Here is an 18967-nt window from a genome sequence, read left to right on the forward strand (position 1 = left end):
TTGATGAAAGTAACGCACACTAAAAAGGCTTCCTTGAGGAAGCCTTTTTTACGTTTGAATACGGTCTCAGTGTTAACTATGCCTTAGTGTTAACTACGCCTTAGAGTAAACATCGCGTTCACCCAACCAACGGTTGATGATCGCCTTAGCATTGTCTGGGTAGCTATCGTGAATATGACGCGCAATACGCTGCACTTCAGGTATCAAACGTTGGTCACGAATTAGATCGGCGATCTTGAAATCAGCCAAGCCAGTTTGTTTGGTACCGAGCAATTCACCGGGGCCACGGATTTCTAAGTCGCGCTGTGCAATCACAAAGCCATCGTTACTTTCACGTAGCACACCTAGGCGTTTCTGAGCGGTTTTAGACAGCGGAGAGTGATACAACAATACACAATGACTTGCGACCGAACCTCGGCCGACACGGCCACGCAGTTGGTGCAGTTGCGCTAGGCCAAGACGTTCTGGGTTCTCGATGATCATTAAGCTCGAATTCGGAACATCCACGCCCACTTCAATCACGGTTGTCGCAACCAATAGATGCAGCTTGTTCTCTTTGAACTCTCTCATCACCGCCTGTTTCTCGGCGGGTTTCATTCGGCCGTGCACCAAGCCAATTTTTACATCTGGTAGTTTGCGTTGTAGCTCTTCTGCTGTATCAGCTGCAGCTTGAGCTTCCAGTACTTCCGATTCATCAATCAGCGTACATACCCAGTAGGCTTGTTTGCCTTCATTGAGACACGCATTTTTCACACGTTCAACAATGTCATCGCGCTTGGTATCAGGAATTGCCACGGTTTGAATTGGGGTTCGTCCCGGTGGCAGTTCATCAATAATCGAAGTTTCGAGGTCGGCATAGGCCGTCATTGCTAACGTTCGTGGGATTGGGGTAGCGGTCATGACCAACTGATGGGGGTAGTAGCCTTGCTTTGCGCCTTTCTCACGTAGCTCTAATCGCTGGTGGACACCAAATCGGTGTTGCTCATCAATGATCACTAAACCAAGGTTTTTGAACTCAACATGCTCTTGGAACAGGGCATGAGTACCGACCACCATTTGCGCTTCGCCACTGGCAATACGTGTTAGTTCAGTTTCACGAGCTTTGCCTTTGAGCTTACCTGCTAGCCATCCAACTTGAATACCCATTGCCTCAAACCAGTTGGCAAAGTTAATCGCGTGTTGTTCTGCGAGTAGTTCAGTGGGTGCCATAAGTGCTACTTGTTGACCGTGTTCCAATGCGCGAACCGCCGCCAGTGCAGCGACTAAGGTTTTACCAGAGCCCACATCACCCTGTACTAAACGCATCATAGGGTGTGGCTTTTCAAGGTCGGCTTCGATCTCTTTAGTCACCCTTACTTGAGCATTGGTTGGTGAAAACGGCAGCTGAGCCAACAACTTATCTTTCAGAGTATTCACTGGAGGAAAAGGCATCGCCTTGTCTTGCTGTCCTTTGCTACGAACAGACAACATAGACAGGTTTTGAGCCAGTAACTCTTCCATAATTAGGCGCAGTTGCGCAGGGTGCTTGCCTTCATCAAACAGCTCTAGGTCAATGCCCGGGGGCGGCCTGTGAATGGTATGCAGTGCTTGTGCGAGGGTAATTTGGTGGTCGTATAAACCGGATGGGAGAAGCTCGTTAACTGCGGCCTTGTCGATTAGCTCTAAGGCTTGATCGGTAAGATTACGCAGCGTGACTTGTCTTAGCCCTTCGGTGGTTGGGTACACCGGAGTCAGATTGGCTTCAACATCTGGCTGTTGCCTAGGCGCAAAGAATTTGTAGTCGGGATGGACAATCTCCAGCCCCATGTTACCGCGCTTGATCTCACCGTAGGCATGCACTTGTTTGCCTTCAGCAAAGTTGTTCTTCATACCTGCGGTGAAGTTGAAAAAGCGTAGGGTAATGGTGCCGTTACCATCGCTGATCTTTACCGCCAACATCTTACGTTTACCGAAAATGGTATCGACATGCATGACCTTGCCTTGCACTGCAGCCCATAAGCCCGCGTGCAGTTTTACGATGGGGTAGATACGTGTTCTATCTTCATAGCGCAAAGGGAGGTGAAAAAGCAGATCTTGTACGTTGTTAAGCCCAACCTTCTCCAGTTTCTCTGCGACTTTAGCGCCGACTCCAGATAAAGAGTTGAGAGGGATAGCAGATAAAAGCTGTGACATAACAAGGCTCATAAACGTAAGAGAGATGATCTATTCAAGCATTTTACTGGATTTTTGTACAGGCAGGAATGGGAGGGAGCGCGGTAAATACTAGGATTACGGTTATAAAAATCCCCTTAAGCGATAAAGCATTAAGGGGATTTAAATTCTTGGCAAAACTATTATCAAGTTTAAACGTTAGTTCTTACGACGTCTTACTTTCAGCGCGTGTGGCATCACACGTAGCTTTTTCATAATACTTGCAAGATGAACACGATCTTTGGTGGTCAGCAAGATAGTCACTGTGTACAGGCGTCCATCACGTTCTTCAGTTGAAATACCGTGAATGTTCGAGCCTGTTTTCGAGATAACGTTAGTTAACTCAGCCAGTGCACCTTGGTGATTCTGCAGATCAACCTGAAGTTCAGCAGTGAACTCTTGGTCGTAATCGTCAGACCATTCAACCGCCATGTATTTGTCTGGTTCTTTCTGGTAACCACGAACGTTTGGACACGTTTCACGGTGAACCACAAGGCCACGACCTGGCGATACATGGGCAATGATGTGATCATCTGGAATTGGGTGACAACAGTTAGCGAATGTCAGTAGTAGACCTTCAGCACCACGGATAGCCAATTTCTTCCTTGGTGTGTCGCTGTTGTTTTCCACTTCAGTCAGTTCGTCAGCATCACCCAGTAGACGACGAGCAATAACGATACTCATCAGCTCACCAAGACCAATCGATGCCAGTAAGTCTTCAACATTGTCTAGGCGAAGATCAGACAATACGTGGTCGATATTCTCTTGGCCGATATCGCCAATAGAGTGTTCGCCAAGTGCGTGATTAAGTAAACGACGACCTAGCGTAATCGACTCTTCGCGGCGCATCGTTTTTAGAACCTGACGGATTTTAGTACGTGCGCGTGATGTCACCACGTAGTTGAGCCATGCTGCATTCGGACGTGCGCCCGGAGCACTGATGATCTCAATAGTTTGACCGTTCTTCAGCGATTTGCTGAGTGGGTAAGGGTTCATGTCTACACGAGCACCTACACACATGTTGCCGACATCGGTATGCACCGCGTAAGCAAAATCGACCGCTGTTGCGCCTGCCGGAAGCTCGACAATGCGCCCCTTCGGCGTGAACACGAAGATCTCATCTGGGAACAGATCAGACTTAACGTTTTCAATGAATTCGAATGAGTTACCCGCGCTTTGTTGCAGCTCAAGTAAGCTCTGCATCCAACGTTGTGCTTTAACCTGTGCGGTTGTGCCATTACTGCTGCGTGAGCCGTTGCCTTTGTAAGACCAGTGCGCTGCGACACCTTTGTCTGCCATTTGATCCATATCTTCAGTACGGATCTGAACCTCAACTGGCACCCCGTGAGGGCCGATCATTGACGTGTGCAGAGATTGGTAGCCGTTGGCTTTTGGTACCGCAATGTAATCTTTCATGCGGCCAGGGCGAGGCTTGTACAGGCTGTGAGCCTGACCAAGTACGCGATAACAAGTATCTGGGGTATCAACCACGACGCGGAAAGCGTAGATGTCCATAATGGTGTGGAAGCGCTGCTCTTTAGTTTTCATCTTGTTGTAGATGGAGAACAGGTTTTTTTCACGACCAAGTACGCGAGCAGGCAAACCGACCTCTTCAAGGCGGCCTTCAATTTCGCTATGGATACGTTGGATCATTTCCTTACGGTTACCACGCGCAGCTTTCACTACGTTTTTAAGTACGCGATAACGGTTAGGATAGAGGGCTTCAAAGCCCAGCTCTTCTAGTTCGGTCTTGATGTTATGAATACCAAGACGGTGAGCTAGTGGAGAATAAATCTCTAGGGTTTCACGAGCAATACGACGCTTTTTGTCAGGACGAAGTGCCCCAAGCGTGCGCATGTTGTGAGTACGGTCAGCTAATTTGATCAAGATAACGCGGATGTCTTGCACCATGGCGAGAACCATCTTGCGGAAGTTCTCTGCTTGCGCTTCTTTGCGATCACGAAATTTAAGCTTATCCAGCTTAGATACACCATCAACCAATTCAGCAACGGTATTGCCAAATTTTTCCTCTAGATCTTCTTTAGTGACATCACAGTCTTCGATGACATCATGAAGCAGAGCAGCTTGCAGGGTTTCGATATCCAGACGCATTTCTGCCAGGATTCTTGAAACAGCTACAGGGTGGATAATGTATGGTTCACCGCTTGAGCGGGTTTGCCCTTCATGGGCGTCTCTCGCTACCACATAAGATTGACGCAGAGCCTCAATTTGAGGCTCTGTTAGGTATTCTTGGGCAACGTCTTTGAGGCTATCGAATAGATACAAATTAAAGGCCCGGAAGGTTAATTAGTTCGAATGACGTTCTTAACGAGTGTGAGCGATGCTGCTTACTGCTGCAAGTTCAGCCGCTTCTTGCTCTTGTTGCTCTTGACGTTCACGAGCATCTAGTACGTCTTTAGTGATAAGACCTTCTTCGATTTCGCGAAGAGCGATAACCGTTGGCTTATCGTTTTCTTCAGGCACTAGTGAATCTTTACCGCCAGTTTGCATTTGACGTGCGCGGCGAGCCGCAATAAGAACTAGGTCGAAACGGTTGCCAACTTTTTCAACAGCGTCTTGAACAGTTACGCGTGCCATGAGGACTCCAAATAGTAATTAACTAATAAATTTTTGATGACGAGAAAGTATACAAGTTTAACTAGATACTTTCTAGATCACCGTATACTTATCTCAATAGAAAATCTAGGGGATCTAGATTATTCCGCTAATAAAGCAGTAAGCATGCCGCTGTATTTCGCTGCTTGCTTATCTTCTTTTAAGCGTTCCGCACGAATGATAGCTCTGAAGTCCATTAGGGCTGCATCAAAGTCGTCATTCACGATCACATAATCATATTCTGCATAGTGAGAAATCTCTGATTTTGCTTCGCTCATGCGTTTCGCAATAACTTCGTCGCTGTCTTGACCGCGAACATTCAAACGACGCTCTAGTTCACCATTTGATGGTGGAAGAATGAATACACTCTTCGCTTGAGGCATTTGTTCACGGATCTGACGAGCACCTTGCCAGTCGATATCTAGGAATACATCGATACCGCGGTTTAGGTTTTCTTCAATCCAAACGCGTGAAGTACCGTAGTAGTTGCCGAACACTTCAGCGTACTCTAGGAATTCACCTTTAGTAATAAGGTCTTCAAAATGATGCTTCTCTACGAAGTGGTAGTGAACACCATTTTCTTCACCAGGGCGCATACCGCGAGTGGTGTGTGAAACAGATACCTTCATTGCGTAGGTTGGATTGGTTTCTAGCATTGCTGAGATCAAGCTCGACTTACCTGCGCCACTAGGTGCAGATACGATGTAAAGAGTACCTTTGCCCATCTGTATATTTCCACTGTTGGTTGGATTGAGTGAAGGCAATAAACCTACACTTTAAAAGATAGCACTGACTCTAATTTTTGTTCCGATGGCGCATCTACTAATTGTGCCGTTGGTTACGTCTATAAAGAGATAACGAGTAAAACTAATAGAAGCAACTGGTGAAAATTAGGTCAGAAAAATGGAGGCGAAGAGTAGCATATTTAGATGATTGAGAACAACTGGCTTGATCGTTATTTATCAGCAAATGATCTTCTCAAAGATCTTTGTATAAATGTAATGACTCGTCATCGGTACTTTTTTATGTGATCTGGACAAAATTTGTTGAAGTTTTAATCTCAATCCTTACAATCCGCGCAAACGATTAAATGCTGTATATATCTAGGGTCTGTTGACCTTTCGCGATGGAGTTTTGTTCGAGAAAAAATCGTTTTAGGCGCGGCAAGGAGTTTGTAGCCTAGTATTCTAAGTAAAGACTCCTTAACAAAGCATAAAACGATTTTAGCCGAACCCTTCGGGCAGCGTTTGTTGGTGATTTCTACTGCGTTATCGACTTCTTATGTAGGCTAGCTACACTTCAAAGTCTCTGCCTTGTAGAAATCCCCAACAACTCGCTGCAAAAATCATCTCGAAGGGCCAACAGACCCTACTAGACTAGATGTTTCTGCTACCGAGCCTACCTTGGTGACTACAGTTTTTAGTGTAGAGACCTCTCTATTCTCACAGCATTTGAATCACCAAATTCTTAATTTATTGCATAGGTTTTGTTGTGAGTACCGATTCCACCCTGAAAGCCCAGAACACCTCTGGCTCGCTTGATTCGATGTTTAAAATCACTGAAAGAAAAACCACGATTGGCACTGAGCTGTACGCGGGTTTCATTACTTTCTTGGCGATGAGTTACATTCTGGCGGTTAACCCAGCAATTTTGGGTGATATTCCAGGCATGGACAAAGGTGCCGTGTTTACAGCAACGGCTCTGTCTGCGGCTATCGCAACCCTAATCATGGGCATTTGGGGCAACTACCCAGTGATGCTTGCGCCGGGCATGAGCATGAACGGCTTCTTCAAAGGCTTACTATTAAGTGGTTCAGTCGCAGTACTTTGGAATGAGGCGCTGTTTGGCATCTTCCTGTCCGGTATCCTGTACCTCGCGTTCTCGTTAACCAATATTCGTAAATCGATGATTGAGTCGATTCCTGAAGATTTGAAGTTGGCGATTACCGTGTCTCTCGGACTGTTCATTGCTTTCTTAGGTCTTAAGAATGCGGGCATCATCGTTTCTAACCCATTCGTACTGGTTGGCTTAGGCGACATTTCCGATCCAAAAGTGATCATTGCTTATGTGAGCATCTTTATCGCATTGGGTTGTATGGTTCGTGACATCAAGCTAGCAACGTTCATCTCGTTCGTTTCTGCTATCGTGTTGACGATTCTTGCTGACGTCTTCATGGGCACTTCAAACGCACCAATCCCAGAGCAGTTCATTGCTATGCCACCAAGCATGGCTGGCAGCTTTGGCGCTATATTTGATTTCTCAGCTTTCACGCCAGAGAAAATGTTCGACCTATTGTTTATCGTGCTTATCTTCCTGATTGTCGATTTCTTTGATGGCTTGAGCACCATTGTCGGCGTTGGCCGTGATGCGGGCATCATCGATAAAGACGGCAAGGTGCCAAACGCGAAATCGGCTCTAGTAGCAGATGCGGGCGGTACTGTGATTGGCTCTATTCTTGGTACCACATCAATTACCGCATTCTCTGAGTCTGGCATCGCTTCTTCTCAAGGTGCGAAAACGGGCTTGGCAGCAGTCATGGTGGCTGGTCTGTTCCTAATCTCGCTGTTCCTATACCCAATCTTCTCTATCTTCTCGGCTGCAATGGTTGCACCGGCGATGGTCGTGGTTGGCATCTACATGGTAGGTCGTCTTGGTCAGATTAATTGGGAAAAGAAAGAGTCACGCATTGCAGCCTTCTTTACCATCATGTTCACAGTGCTAAGCTTCTCTCCAGCGAACGGTATGGCGATGGGCTTCATCAGCTACGCATTCACAATGGTTGTCGCAGGTAAGCGCAAAGAAGTACACCCGCTTATCTACGGACTGTGTGTGGTGTTCTTAACTTACCTGATTCTGCTTTAAGGCTAATTAGTCACTAAGAAGTCGCTAAGTAAAAGACAAACAGATGGCTCTGCAGTGAATGCGGGGCCATTTTTGTATTTGTTGCTTTTTACCGTTGCTTCTTAATGTTGGTTACCGATGAGTTGATGGCGTTAGCCTAAAGTCGGTGCTTTGACAGTACGCGACTTATATTGATGCATGCTATTGTAGAGACTGGATTAATTATTTTTTGAAGAGTGACTATGCCTTCTCACTTACCTAAATCTTTTAGTAAGCCGTTTTTAAAAGTATTCCACATTATGGAAGCGGTATTGCTGGTGGCGATCACGCTCGCGACCTTGTTTGCGATGGTCGAAGAGTTCATGCATGTCTTCGCTGAACGCCGAGTGCAATTGACCGACATTCTGCTGATGTTTATCTATTTAGAAGTGTTGGCGATGGTTCAGCAGTTTGTGATGAACGGTAAGATCCCAGTGCGATACCCAATCTATATCGCGATGATGGCGATTGCTCGTTACATCACTTTGGGCATGAAAGAACTCGATGCGGTATTGATCGTTTGGTTATCTTTAGCGGCATTTATTTTGGCCGCAGCAACGCTATTAATTCGTGTTGGACATCATTACTGGCCTTATGTGGATCTTCGAACCAAACAGCCAGATGAGTAACACTTTGAAGGTTAAAGTTTTATAAATTAAGCTAGAGATTAATGGTTTGATATCTAGCATTTTGAGTTAACTACTTATTAGTCATAGTACTATGAAGCGATAGCCTTTCTTTGTGCCTGAAGTGAGAGAGAGGCTGTTGCATATATAAAAAAGGTAGCAATAAATAGGTATAGAGAGTGAGCCTCTTTAACACCACTAATCTCAAGAATGATCCCAACAATCGCTAGTAATAATGCGAACAGTGAGATCCCAATTAACGCTTGTTTTGCTGTGAACCCAGACCTGAGAGCAACATGATGGATGTGCGTTCTATCTGCTAAAATAGGTGACTTTTTGTTTATGATTCGCCTTAACATCACTAAAACCATATCCATTAAAGGAACCGCGATAATCCAAAGAGCTGTTACTGGTTTTATTGCTTTATTCAAATTGTTTATTCCTTCAATATTCTGCGTCGCAAATACAAGTAACCATAAGATTGAAAAGCCAATTAAGAAACTCCCGGAGTCTCCCATAAAGACCTTATACTTAGATTTCACCTTGATACTTAGGTTAAAGAAAATGTACGCTAGCATCGATATAATTAATAAAAAACAAAATAAGCTAATCGAATGATTTCCTGAATGCCAGAACATAAAACCAAGGGTACCAATGGATACTGATGCTAGAGCCCCAAGCAACCCGTCAATTCCATCAATCATGTTGAATGCAGTGATACAACCAATGACTGCAAAGATAGTAAATAGTGTTGACCACCCTCCCAGCATCACCTCCCCATTCCCAAGTAAATCACCTAGGTAAGACAAGGAGATACCGTTTATTTTCACCAACCAAATGGCAATAAGGCTTATCACGATTAAACGTGATATCGCACTGATATCAAACCTATCATCGATCAATCCAACGAGTACAAGTGATGAAGCTAATAAAGTATAAATAGTTTGAAGTGGAAGAAGGTCTGGCATGAATAAATAGATGATCCACACCCCTAAAAGAGTAGATAAACCACCCACTAATGGGATATGTCCATTATGTGATTTACGTTCATTTGGGCTATCAACAAGGTTAAATTTGATGGCAATTGGACGCAAATAAAACAGCGATACAACGCAACAAAAAAAGACGATAGCAGCCGTGTGAAGTATGTGCATTGTAGTCCATATATAATCTGATTGAAGTTCGATTGAGTAAAATATCATGAGCAGCCATTGATGGCTAATAAGCGTATGATTTCTTATTCTAGGTTGAACTATGTTTTTGTCAAAGAGATAGAGTGTTCCTCTAACCTTTAAGGTTATGAGAGCAAATTATTCAAGGTGCTAGCACCCTAAGATCTTTTAGCATCAAATGATAGCGACGTATTTTTACGACTTACCCTCTTGAATCCGTCAAGTAGTCGGTTTAAAAGTAGTTTTCACCACCTTAGACTTACCCTTCTAGTTCCGACATGTTTTGAATGAACATTTATGCGATAGTTGTACGAATTCAACCTTGTCGAAAGCTATAGGAATACTGTATCTTATAACGTTGAAATTAGTAAGCTTGCTGCCAAGCAAATGACTAACCCTACAACTAATACCGCGCGAAATACGAGTTACGCAAAGAAATCGTAGGGCGGTAGCGTCCCTGAAAGAGTCTATTTCATGAGAAAACTAACGTCTAATAAACCTCGAACTATGGTTGTAGTTTTAAGTAGTTTGTTACTTTTTGGCTGTGCTAGTAAGCCAAGAGAAGTAACCGCCAGTCTTCCTCTTGTTGAGGCAGCTGAAGTTCAGTTAGGTGAAAGTATTCCTCAACAGTATTGGTCGGAACTCAACAATCCAAATCAAACGTCGTTAACACATAACGACTACAATATTCGTTTAAGCTCACCATACAGCTCAGGCTTAGGTTATCAATGTCGTGTATTAGAGGTTGAGACGATTTCTGAAGGTAAACGTAATAGAATTGCTTGCGCTTCCATCAGTAAAAATGCAGACGGATCTGAAACCAAATCTTGGTATCTCGCACCAAGTATCGTTGAAGCAGCCACTGTTATTAAAATTCAGTAGTTCTGATTACAAACCCTAATTTAACAGTAATTAAAAAATGAAATATTTATTCACACCATCTCGCTTTGTAATCGCATCCATTTTCTCCATTCTATGCTCTCCTGTACACAGTGCTTCATTTGATCCAAGCGAGTTAGCTGGCACTCAAACGGCTAATGCAACCCCAGCGCAAATTCAGCAAGCTAGCCAAGCTGGTGTTATGCCAAATGAATCACTAGATATGGGAACGTACTCTTCAGAAAATCGCAATAATACTTTACTTCCAGGTGAAACCGACGTGCGTGAGCTGTTACCAAGTTCTGGTGAAGCGTTTCCTCCTCCGTACGGTGCAAACTTATTTGCAGGAGGGTACGAAACCGAGCGAAGTGATGGCTTAAATGATAACTATTTGATCGCTGCTGGCGATAAAATCAATATCTGGCTTTGGGGAGCAGTGAACTACTCAAATGTAGTAACAGTGGATAATCAGGGAAATATTTTTATTCCTGAGATTGGCCCGATTCAGGTTAAAGATGTGCGAGCCAGCGAAGTTAACGCTTTGGTAACTTCAAAGATAAAACAGATTTATACCAATAATGTTAGTGTTTATGTAAACCTTTTAACGGCAACTCCAGTAAGTGTATACCTTTCTGGACCTGTAATACGCCCAGGTCAATACGCAGGAATGGCATCAGACAGTATCCTGTACTTCTTAAAGCGTGCAGGTGGTATTGACTCTGAAAGAGGTAGCTATCGTGAAATTAAAATCATGCGTGGTGGTGAAGCTATTGCTGAAATAGACCTGTATGACTTCATCCAAACTGGCTCCCTTCCTAAAATAAGCTTTCAAGATGGCGATGTAATCCTCGTGTCCCCCCAAAAAGCAGCAATTACCGTTGCAGGTGGTGTTCGTAACCCTTTCCGATTTGAACTTGAAAATATGGTATCGAGCGGTAAAGAGTTATCTCAATACTCGCGCCCTCTTGCAAAGGTGAGCCACGTAGGCGTGATAGGCAATCGACCTGAAGGGCCATTCTCACTTTATATGAGTTACCAAGAGTTCCAAGAGTTTGAGCTAGAAGATGGCGATAAGATCATTTTCAATGATGACCTACACGCACAAGTAATGGATGTACAGGTTAGTGGAAGTTATCTCGGCCCTTCGTATTTTGCGGTTAAAAAGAGCACTCGATTGCACGACTTGCTCAACTACATCCCAATTGACCCAGCGTTGACCAATGAAGGGTCTATTTACATTCTTCGTAAAAGTGTTGCTGAAAAACAAAAAGAAATGATCGATGACTCACTTAATCGTTTAGAGCGCAGCGTCTTCACAGCCCCTGCTTCATCCGATGGTGAAGCGGCCATTCGGGCAAAAGAAGCAGAAATGGTGTTGCTGTTTACCGAGCGAGCTAGAAAAATTGAGCCGTTGGGTAAAGTGATCGTTTCCGATGATGGGAATATCGCGAATATATTATTAGAACAAGGTGACCAAATCGTCATTCCATACAAGACTGACTTAATTCAGGTTGGTGGAGAAGTCTTGATGCCACAAGCTGTCGTCTTTAATCCAAATGCAAGCTTAGACGATTACGTCGCATGGGCAGGTGGTTTTACAGACCGAGCTGAAGACCAACGTATTGCGATCGTACGTGCTAATGGTTTAGTCGAGTTCGACAGTAAAAAGCCAATTGAAAAAGGCGACCAAATTTTAGTGTTACCAAAAGTCGATACCAAAACCATGCAGGCAGTTAAAGATATCACTCAAATTATCTACCAAATTGCAGTGGCTGCAAATGTGGCGATTAACTAATGGCAAAGGTAAAAAAGCGCAGTACTCTGCAAGTCTGGGGTGATGTGATCTTTGCTATTTTTCTGCGAGAAATTAAAAGTAAATTCAATGATAAGTTAGGTATTGCTTGGTCCGTTATTTCTCCATTGATATTTATTTCCATAATGGCTGGAATGAGAGGCTTTATGGATAATGGTGAAACCCATAGTATTCCAACCGTGTTTTTTATGATATATGGAATGGTGTTAGTTCAGTTTTTCATTGGATTAATTGGTAGCGTTTCTGGGGCAATTCAAAAAAATAAACAACTGTATGCGTTTCGCCAAGTTCAACCAATAAGCTCTGTAATTGCCGTCTCTGGTTTTGATTTTTTAGTCAAAATTTTTGTTATTTTATTAATTGGTGTGATCTGTTTGTTCTTAAAAATGGATATCCACATTGATGATCCGTTAGAGGTGATATTAAACCTGACACGTGTATGGCTTATTGCTACTAGCTTAGGGTTACTATTTGCATTAGCACAATGCTATGTGCCTGAAGTGAAAAAAGTACAAAGCTTACTGATGCGTCCAATCTTCTTCATCTCTGGTATTTTCTTTAGCTTACAAGACATACCCCAAGAGTATTGGCCTTACTTAACATGGAACCCACTTTTGCATGCGGTTGAATTAACCCGCTATGCTGCTTATCCAACCTATGGGGATGCCGGCGTGAGTTACTTTTATTTAGATATAGTGACATTACTCTGCGTTTTCTTTGCCTTGGCTTGTTATCACATCAGTTGGAAGCAAGCGATAAGCCGATAGGGGAAGAGATAAAGTGGAAAGAGAGAAGTAAGAACAAGAGAAAAAACGAAGAAGCTGGATAGCCTTTGGAACGGCTGATGGTGAGGCCTTTAGAGGTCGTAAATTATTGTTTTTCCTGAAAAGAATATAAAAATGACAACTCAAACTATCGAACAAAAATTTCTAGCATTTAAACAAAGCGTAAAGCCAGCTGAATTCAACAGTATTGAGTTTTTGAGTGCAAAAGCACAACAGTTAGAAGCCGATGATGCCGCACTTTCCGCCCGGATTATGGTGCGAGTAGTAAACCTGAAGAAGCAAGGTGAGAGTGTAAAGAGTGAAGGAAAGAGGAGAGAGGAGAGTGGAAAAGTAAGTGCAGGAGCAGAGGCAAAAGAAAGGTCAGATAAAACTCTTGAATTGGATACTTTAAAAGCGAAGCGTACTGTTAACTTTTATCTTTTAACTTTTAATTATATCTCTAAGCACGCTTTTATTGCCTTTGTTCTTATTCCAACACTGTTATTCGCTTTTTATCAATGCTTTTGGGCGACAGAGCGATACGAAAGCCAAGCGCAAGTCATTGTGCAACAGCCAGATGCAATGGCAACCATGGATGCTGGTTTAGCTATATTGTCGGGAATGGGTGTTTCTAGTGGAGGTTCAGATACCGAGCTAGTAAAAGCGTATATCTACTCTAATGACATGGTGCGTTACTTAAACGAGACCCTAGAGTTACGAGCACACTACAGCCAAGAGAGTATTGATTACTTTAGCCGCATTCATGAAGACGACACCCAAGAAACTATGTTGGAGTTTTATCAAAACCACATCACAGTCGATATAAATGAAAAATCAGGCGTCATTACTATTTATAGCCAAGCCTTTGACCCTGACTATGCCAACTCACTAACCAAAACCATTACCGAAAAAGCAGAATGGTACATTAACTCCATTGGCCATCAATTAGCAGAGGCGCAGCTAGAGTTCATTAAAGGTGAGCACCAACTAGTAGAAGACAAACTAAAAGATGCACAAACCAAGCTATTAAAATTTCAGCAACGCTACAATTTGTTAGACCCTACAGCAGAGGGAATGGCAATGCAGCAAATTACCTACACCATAGAATCTCAAATAGCGATAAAGCAAACTGAGTTAAAAACGCTTAAATCCATCATGAGCGGAAATGCACCACAGGTAAGATCAGCTGAAAATGAATTAAGAGCACTAAAAGCACAATTAAAAACAGAGCGAAGCAAACTTGCACAGGCAGGAGAAAAAGAAATTCCTGTCAGTGAAATTCTATCTCGATTTACCGACTACAAAGTAAAAATGGAATTGGCACTGCAAGCGTACACCTCATCACAAATCTCATTAGAGAAATCAAGAATCGAAGCCTACAAGCAGATGAAGTATTTGATAGTGGTAGAGAGTGCAACCAAACCCGAAGAGAATAAATATCCAGAGGTGTTTTACAATATTAGCCTGTTTTTATTACTGCTAAGTGTGACCTTTGGGATTACAAAAATCATCTATATGACAATAAAAGAACTAAAGTAGAATGTCGCGTGGTATATTATTTAACATTACGAAACTAAAGTGAGAATATGAACTATAACCCATTAAACCGTAAAGGTATCATTTTGGCTGGTGGCTCAGGTACACGACTTTATCCACTGACCGAAGTGGTAAGTAAGCAGTTAATGCCAGTTTACGATAAACCGATGATCTTCTACCCGCTATCAAACTTAATGATGGCAGGCATTAGAGAGATTGCCATTATCTCTACACCTGAAGAAATTCATCGTTTTGAGCGTTTAATGGGAGATGGTTCTCGATGGGGTCTTCAACTTGAGTATATTGTACAACCATCACCAGATGGTCTTGCTCAAGCCTTTATTTTAGCCGAAAATTTTTTAGCAGGTTCGCCAGCAGCATTAGTATTGGGTGATAATCTGTTTTACGGCCATGACTTAGCCTTATCACTTCGCAGTGCCAACGCACAAGAAACAGGTGCAACGGTGTTTGGTTACCATGTTGCCAACCCAACATCATATGGTGTGGTTGAATTTGATGATAATGGAACAGCAATCTCTATTGAAGAGAAACCAGAACAACCAAAATCAAACTACGCCGTACCAGGGTTATATTTCTTTGATAACAATGTGGTTGAATTTGCGAAACAGGTAAAACCATCACCGCGAGGTGAGCTAGAGATCACTGATGTAATAGAGCAGTACCTAGAGCAAAAAACATTAAAAGTAGAGATCATGGGCCGCGGTACTGCGTGGTTAGATACCGGAACCATTGATGATTTACTGGATGCCGCTATTTTTATTCGTGCAATAGAGCAGCGTCAGGGATTAAAAATAAGTTCACCTACAGAGATAGCTTATCGAATGGGCTACATTGATGAAGCGCAGTTAAGAGAAAGTGCTGAACCTTTGAAAAAATCAGGTTATGGCAAATACTTATTAGGTTTATTAAATCAGAAAGTATTTTGAACAAATAGTAGAAAAGTAAGAGCTAAAGCTCCTCTTGACTTTGCTCTTACTTTCGCTTCAACCTCCAAATCTTCAAGCACCTTATGAAATTTATTGAAACGAATATCCCAGATGTAAAAATCATTGAACCACAAGTGTTTGGTGATGACCGAGGCTTCTTTATGGAGACCTTCCGCACCACTTTATTTAATCAAGAGTGTGGAGAAACGGAATTTGTACAAGAAAATCACAGCAAATCAAGCCATGGTATTTTACGTGGTCTACATTACCAAACAAAAAATACTCAAGGGAAATTAGTACGAGTAACCAAAGGTAAAGTATTTGATGTTGCGGTCGATATGAGAAAAGGATCAGTAACTTTTGGTCAATGGGTTGGCGTTGAACTTTCTGAAGAGAATAAACGTCAGCTTTGGGTGCCTGAAGGGTTTGCACATGGCTTTTATGTAATGTCCGAAGAGGCTGAGTTTGTGTACAAATGTACCGATTATTACAATCCAAAAGCCGAAGTCTCTATAAAATGGGACGATAAAAACCTAAATATTGATTGGCCTTTGGTTGATGGCATTACGCCACAACTTTCCGATAAGGATGAGGCTGGCTTATCTTTTTCTGAAGCGCCGAGTCCTTTCTAATTAAATAACAGAGTAGTTTGTGCGTTTATTTGTCTCTATTGTTTCTCATTTACATCAAAATATTATTATTAACTTGGGTACAGCGCGAGTCTTAGCTGAGTACCCAGAAATTGAGGTTGTGTGTCGTGATAATATACCGAATGGATTGTTGAAAAAAACATGCAATAACTACGGTATCCATTATATTCCGAATAAAGAGCAACGTGGGTTTTCGGGCAATAACAACGCCAATTTTATCTATTGTAAAGAAGAGTTAGGAATGAAAGGGGAAGATGTGTTTATTACTCTAAATCCTGATGTTTATATGACTCGATGTAATATTAAAATGTTATTGTGTGAATTGCGAGAGAGAAAACCTCAATTATCTGTCCCCAACCTTTTTTTAGATAAAGAAGAATTTGTCTATGATGACAATATTCGCCTATACCCAAAATTCAGTAATTTTGTTAAAACCTACTTGTTAAATGATCGCTCCACCATGGTGAACAGAAAACAAGGTTTAGCAAAAGAGCAGAGTTATTGGGCAAGTGGTGCTTTTTTAATTTATAGCGCTAGCTTGTATCAAAAAATGAGAGGGCTTGATGAGCAATACTACATGTATTGTGAAGACATTGATGCATGTGCAAGGCTAAAGATGAAAGGCATTCACTTTGACTATCTAGAAGAAGTAAAAGCCGTTCATTTTAGGCGTAGAGACAGTAAACGATTCATGACCAAGTATTTCTTTTGGCATGTATGCAGCGTGTTTCGCTACAGTTTCTCATCGAGAAAATTTGAAGCGAAAAAAACACAAATTAAATAATAGTTGATCTAGGTGTACCAGTGATTGATATCATTCTTGCTACTTATAATGGAGAGCGATTCTTACAACAACAATTGCTCTCTATTCAACAAAATAGTGAATATCAAGAGTTAATCAATCGTATTATAGTGGTAGACGATGGCTCGACAGATAATACACAGAGCATTGTTCAAGCAGCGATAAAAAGTGACTCTAAAATAGAGTGGCACCATAATTATTCAGGCCAACCTGGAGCTATGGCAAACTTTGCTTTTGGCCTTAGCTTAAGTGATGCTGATTATGTGATGCTGTGTGACCAAGATGATATATGGCTACCCAAAAAAATAGTATTATCTTTTCATGCGGCACAAAAAGCCGAAGATCAACATAATAAACACACGCCTATACTAATATTTACAGACAAACAAATTGTAGATGAAAAGCTTAATGTATTGTGTGAGAGCTATTTCACCCTAAAGAAAATAAGCAAGCAGTGGCATCATTCTTTTGAATCGTTAAGTCAGCAAAATGTAGCTTCTGGCTGCACAATGCTAATGAACCGCGCGTTACTCAACAAATCCTTACCAATGCCAAAGCAAGCGTATATGCATGATTGGTGGCTTGCATTAGTCGCTTCTCGCTGTGGTGTTATTGAGTTAGTTGATAAACCATTAATTCAATATCGCCAACATGACAGTAACACTATTGGTGCTAAACAAAGAAAACCTTGGCAGTTATGTACTCAGTTTCCATTACAGCTATCTCAATTTAAACGATCATTTGAATGTATTAGACAACAAGCACAAGCATTTGAGCTATTTGAAAAAAAAAATGACTTAATGCCAAACGGTACAATAGCAGCATTAGCCGCAATTTCTAAAATGAGTAATGTCGAACGCTTAACTGCATATCGCCAAGGTTTAATAACTCGAAGCAACACCACAGGAAAAATAGCATTACTAATTACCTTATTAACGCTATCGAGAAAATAAAAAATATCAGCTAACATCATTCCGAAAGGGAAGAGTAACCACATAACGTCATTCCGGAAGTGAGGAACGAACTATCCGGGATCTAAAAAGAGCTATCATGAAAATATTAATAACAGGCAAAGGTGGTCAACTCGCTTGGGAACTTGAGCAAACCACACCAAGCCATTTTGAAATCATCAGTTTTAATGCAAATGAGTTAGATATCACTAATCAAGTAAAAGTTAATGAAGTAGTGAAAAATCATTCACCAGACATCATCATTAACGCAGCTGCTTATACCGCAGTAGATAAAGCCGAAAGCGATAAAGAAAACGCTTATGCCGTAAATGAAAAAGGCAGCGAATATTTAGCACTTATTTGTAAAGAGATAAACGCAAAGTTAATTCACGTATCAACCGATTTTGTCTTCGATGGTACTAAAACTACACCATACCAAACTGACGATACCCCAAACCCAATTAACGTTTATGGCGATTCAAAGCTTCAAGGTGACCTTAAGATCAATCAGGTTTTAGGTAATCAAGCCATCATCATTCGTACCGCATGGGTTTATTCAGCCAATGGTAATAACTTCGTAAAAACCATGCTGCGCCTAATGGCAGAGAAAGATCAGCTAGGTATTGTGTACGACCAAGTAGGCACACCAACGTGGGCCAAAGGCTTAGCAGAAATGATTTGGAGCTTAGTAGAAAGAGAAAAGTTAAATGTTCAAGGTAACAAGATAGTTCAAAGTAATGGTGAATTTTCTACTTTGAGCGAAGCGAACTTTCCACTTTCAACTCAGATTTTACACTGGACAGACGCAGGCGTAGCCTCTTGGTATGACTTCGCGGTCGCTATTCAAGAATTAGCTATCGAAAAAGATATGTTAGATAAGGCAATTCTAATTCGCCCAATTCCGGCAGGTGCTTACCCAACACCAGCAGCAAGACCAAGTTTTAGTGTGATAGATAAAACCACTGCAGAGCAAGCAAGTGGTGTAGAGAGTAAACACTGGCGCAAACAACTATCAGACATGCTAGACGAATTAAATATAAAGTGAAAAGTAGAAAGGGCGTTGCTACGCTTACTGCAAGTAAAAGACAGCACTTGACGTTAATGCTTTGAATGAAATACTGCTCAACTTTCAACTTTCAACT

The 18967-nt window shown here is 42.1% G+C and carries 16 protein-coding genes; 11 read left to right on the top strand and 5 right to left on the bottom strand.

Annotated elements, in window-relative coordinates; all coding sequences use genetic code 11:
* Positions 1–93: 93 nt before the first annotated feature.
* From recG to gmk, 4 genes are all read right to left on the bottom strand, one after another.
* A complete protein-coding gene (gene recG, locus AB4558_RS03735) occupies positions 94–2172 on the bottom strand; it encodes an ATP-dependent DNA helicase RecG (RefSeq protein ID WP_029405087.1) in 2079 nt (692 codons plus the stop codon).
* Positions 2173–2349: 177 nt separating this feature from the next.
* On the bottom strand, positions 2350–4476 hold the full coding sequence (spoT, locus tag AB4558_RS03740; RefSeq protein WP_017062467.1) for a bifunctional GTP diphosphokinase/guanosine-3',5'-bis pyrophosphate 3'-pyrophosphohydrolase: 2127 nt from the start codon (positions 4474–4476) through the stop codon (positions 2350–2352).
* A gap of 39 nt (positions 4477–4515) precedes the next feature.
* Complete coding sequence (rpoZ, locus tag AB4558_RS03745) at positions 4516–4788, bottom strand: DNA-directed RNA polymerase subunit omega (RefSeq protein ID WP_009848003.1); 273 nt, start codon at positions 4786–4788, stop codon at positions 4516–4518.
* Positions 4789–4907: 119 nt separating this feature from the next.
* Positions 4908–5531: a guanylate kinase gene (gene gmk / locus AB4558_RS03750; RefSeq protein WP_017062466.1), complete on the bottom strand. Its 624-nt coding sequence runs from the start codon at positions 5529–5531 to the stop codon at positions 4908–4910.
* A 766-nt stretch (positions 5532–6297) separates the two neighbouring features.
* Between gmk and AB4558_RS03755 the strand changes: the two genes are divergently transcribed.
* Positions 6298–7668 carry an NCS2 family permease gene (locus tag AB4558_RS03755; protein ID WP_017062465.1) on the top strand — a complete coding sequence of 457 codons (1371 nt, stop codon included), beginning with the start codon at positions 6298–6300 and terminating at the stop codon, positions 7666–7668.
* Between the two features lie 221 nt (positions 7669–7889).
* The gene (locus AB4558_RS03760) at positions 7890–8315 is read left to right on the top strand and encodes a phosphate-starvation-inducible protein PsiE (RefSeq protein WP_017062464.1); all 426 of its coding nucleotides are present in this window, start codon (positions 7890–7892) and stop codon (positions 8313–8315) included.
* A gap of 89 nt (positions 8316–8404) precedes the next feature.
* On the opposite strand, the gene wecA is transcribed toward AB4558_RS03760, so the two are convergent.
* The gene (wecA, locus tag AB4558_RS03765) at positions 8405–9466 is read right to left on the bottom strand and encodes a UDP-N-acetylglucosamine--undecaprenyl-phosphate N-acetylglucosaminephosphotransferase (RefSeq protein ID WP_372158045.1); all 1062 of its coding nucleotides are present in this window, start codon (positions 9464–9466) and stop codon (positions 8405–8407) included.
* 492 nt (positions 9467–9958) lie between these two features.
* On the opposite strand from wecA, the gene AB4558_RS03770 reads away from it, so the two are divergent.
* From AB4558_RS03770 to rfbD, 9 genes are all read left to right on the top strand, one after another.
* Positions 9959–10366 (top strand): hypothetical protein, encoded by a 408-nt coding sequence (locus AB4558_RS03770; protein ID WP_372072807.1) that lies wholly within the window; start codon positions 9959–9961, stop codon positions 10364–10366.
* A 37-nt stretch (positions 10367–10403) separates the two neighbouring features.
* Positions 10404–12158 (top strand): polysaccharide biosynthesis/export family protein, encoded by a 1755-nt coding sequence (locus AB4558_RS03775; RefSeq protein ID WP_372158048.1) that lies wholly within the window; start codon positions 10404–10406, stop codon positions 12156–12158.
* Complete coding sequence (locus AB4558_RS03780) at positions 12158–12943, top strand: ABC transporter permease (RefSeq protein ID WP_372158051.1); 786 nt, start codon at positions 12158–12160, stop codon at positions 12941–12943. The genes AB4558_RS03775 and AB4558_RS03780 overlap by 1 nt, the downstream gene beginning before the upstream one ends.
* A 132-nt stretch (positions 12944–13075) precedes the next feature.
* The gene (locus tag AB4558_RS03785; protein ID WP_372158053.1) at positions 13076–14479 is read left to right on the top strand and encodes a lipopolysaccharide biosynthesis protein; all 1404 of its coding nucleotides are present in this window, start codon (positions 13076–13078) and stop codon (positions 14477–14479) included.
* Positions 14480–14526: 47 nt separating this feature from the next.
* Complete coding sequence (rfbA, locus tag AB4558_RS03790) at positions 14527–15423, top strand: glucose-1-phosphate thymidylyltransferase RfbA (protein WP_372158056.1); 897 nt, start codon at positions 14527–14529, stop codon at positions 15421–15423.
* A gap of 83 nt (positions 15424–15506) precedes the next feature.
* Positions 15507–16055 carry a dTDP-4-dehydrorhamnose 3,5-epimerase gene (gene rfbC / locus AB4558_RS03795; RefSeq protein WP_372158059.1) on the top strand — a complete coding sequence of 183 codons (549 nt, stop codon included), beginning with the start codon at positions 15507–15509 and terminating at the stop codon, positions 16053–16055.
* Between the two features lie 19 nt (positions 16056–16074).
* Positions 16075–16857, top strand: coding sequence for a glycosyltransferase family 2 protein (locus tag AB4558_RS03800; RefSeq protein ID WP_372158062.1), 783 nt, complete (start codon positions 16075–16077; stop codon positions 16855–16857).
* A gap of 20 nt (positions 16858–16877) precedes the next feature.
* Entirely contained in the window at positions 16878–17828 is a 951-nt protein-coding gene (locus tag AB4558_RS03805) for a glycosyltransferase (RefSeq protein WP_372158065.1), read from the top strand.
* A gap of 97 nt (positions 17829–17925) precedes the next feature.
* Entirely contained in the window at positions 17926–18870 is a 945-nt protein-coding gene (gene rfbD, locus AB4558_RS03810) for a dTDP-4-dehydrorhamnose reductase (protein WP_372158067.1), read from the top strand.
* The last annotated feature ends 97 nt before the right edge of the window (positions 18871–18967 follow it).

It is taken from the genome of Vibrio sp. 10N.222.51.C5 (assembly GCF_041474575.1).
GTDB lineage: Bacteria > Pseudomonadota > Gammaproteobacteria > Enterobacterales > Vibrionaceae > Vibrio > Vibrio crassostreae_C.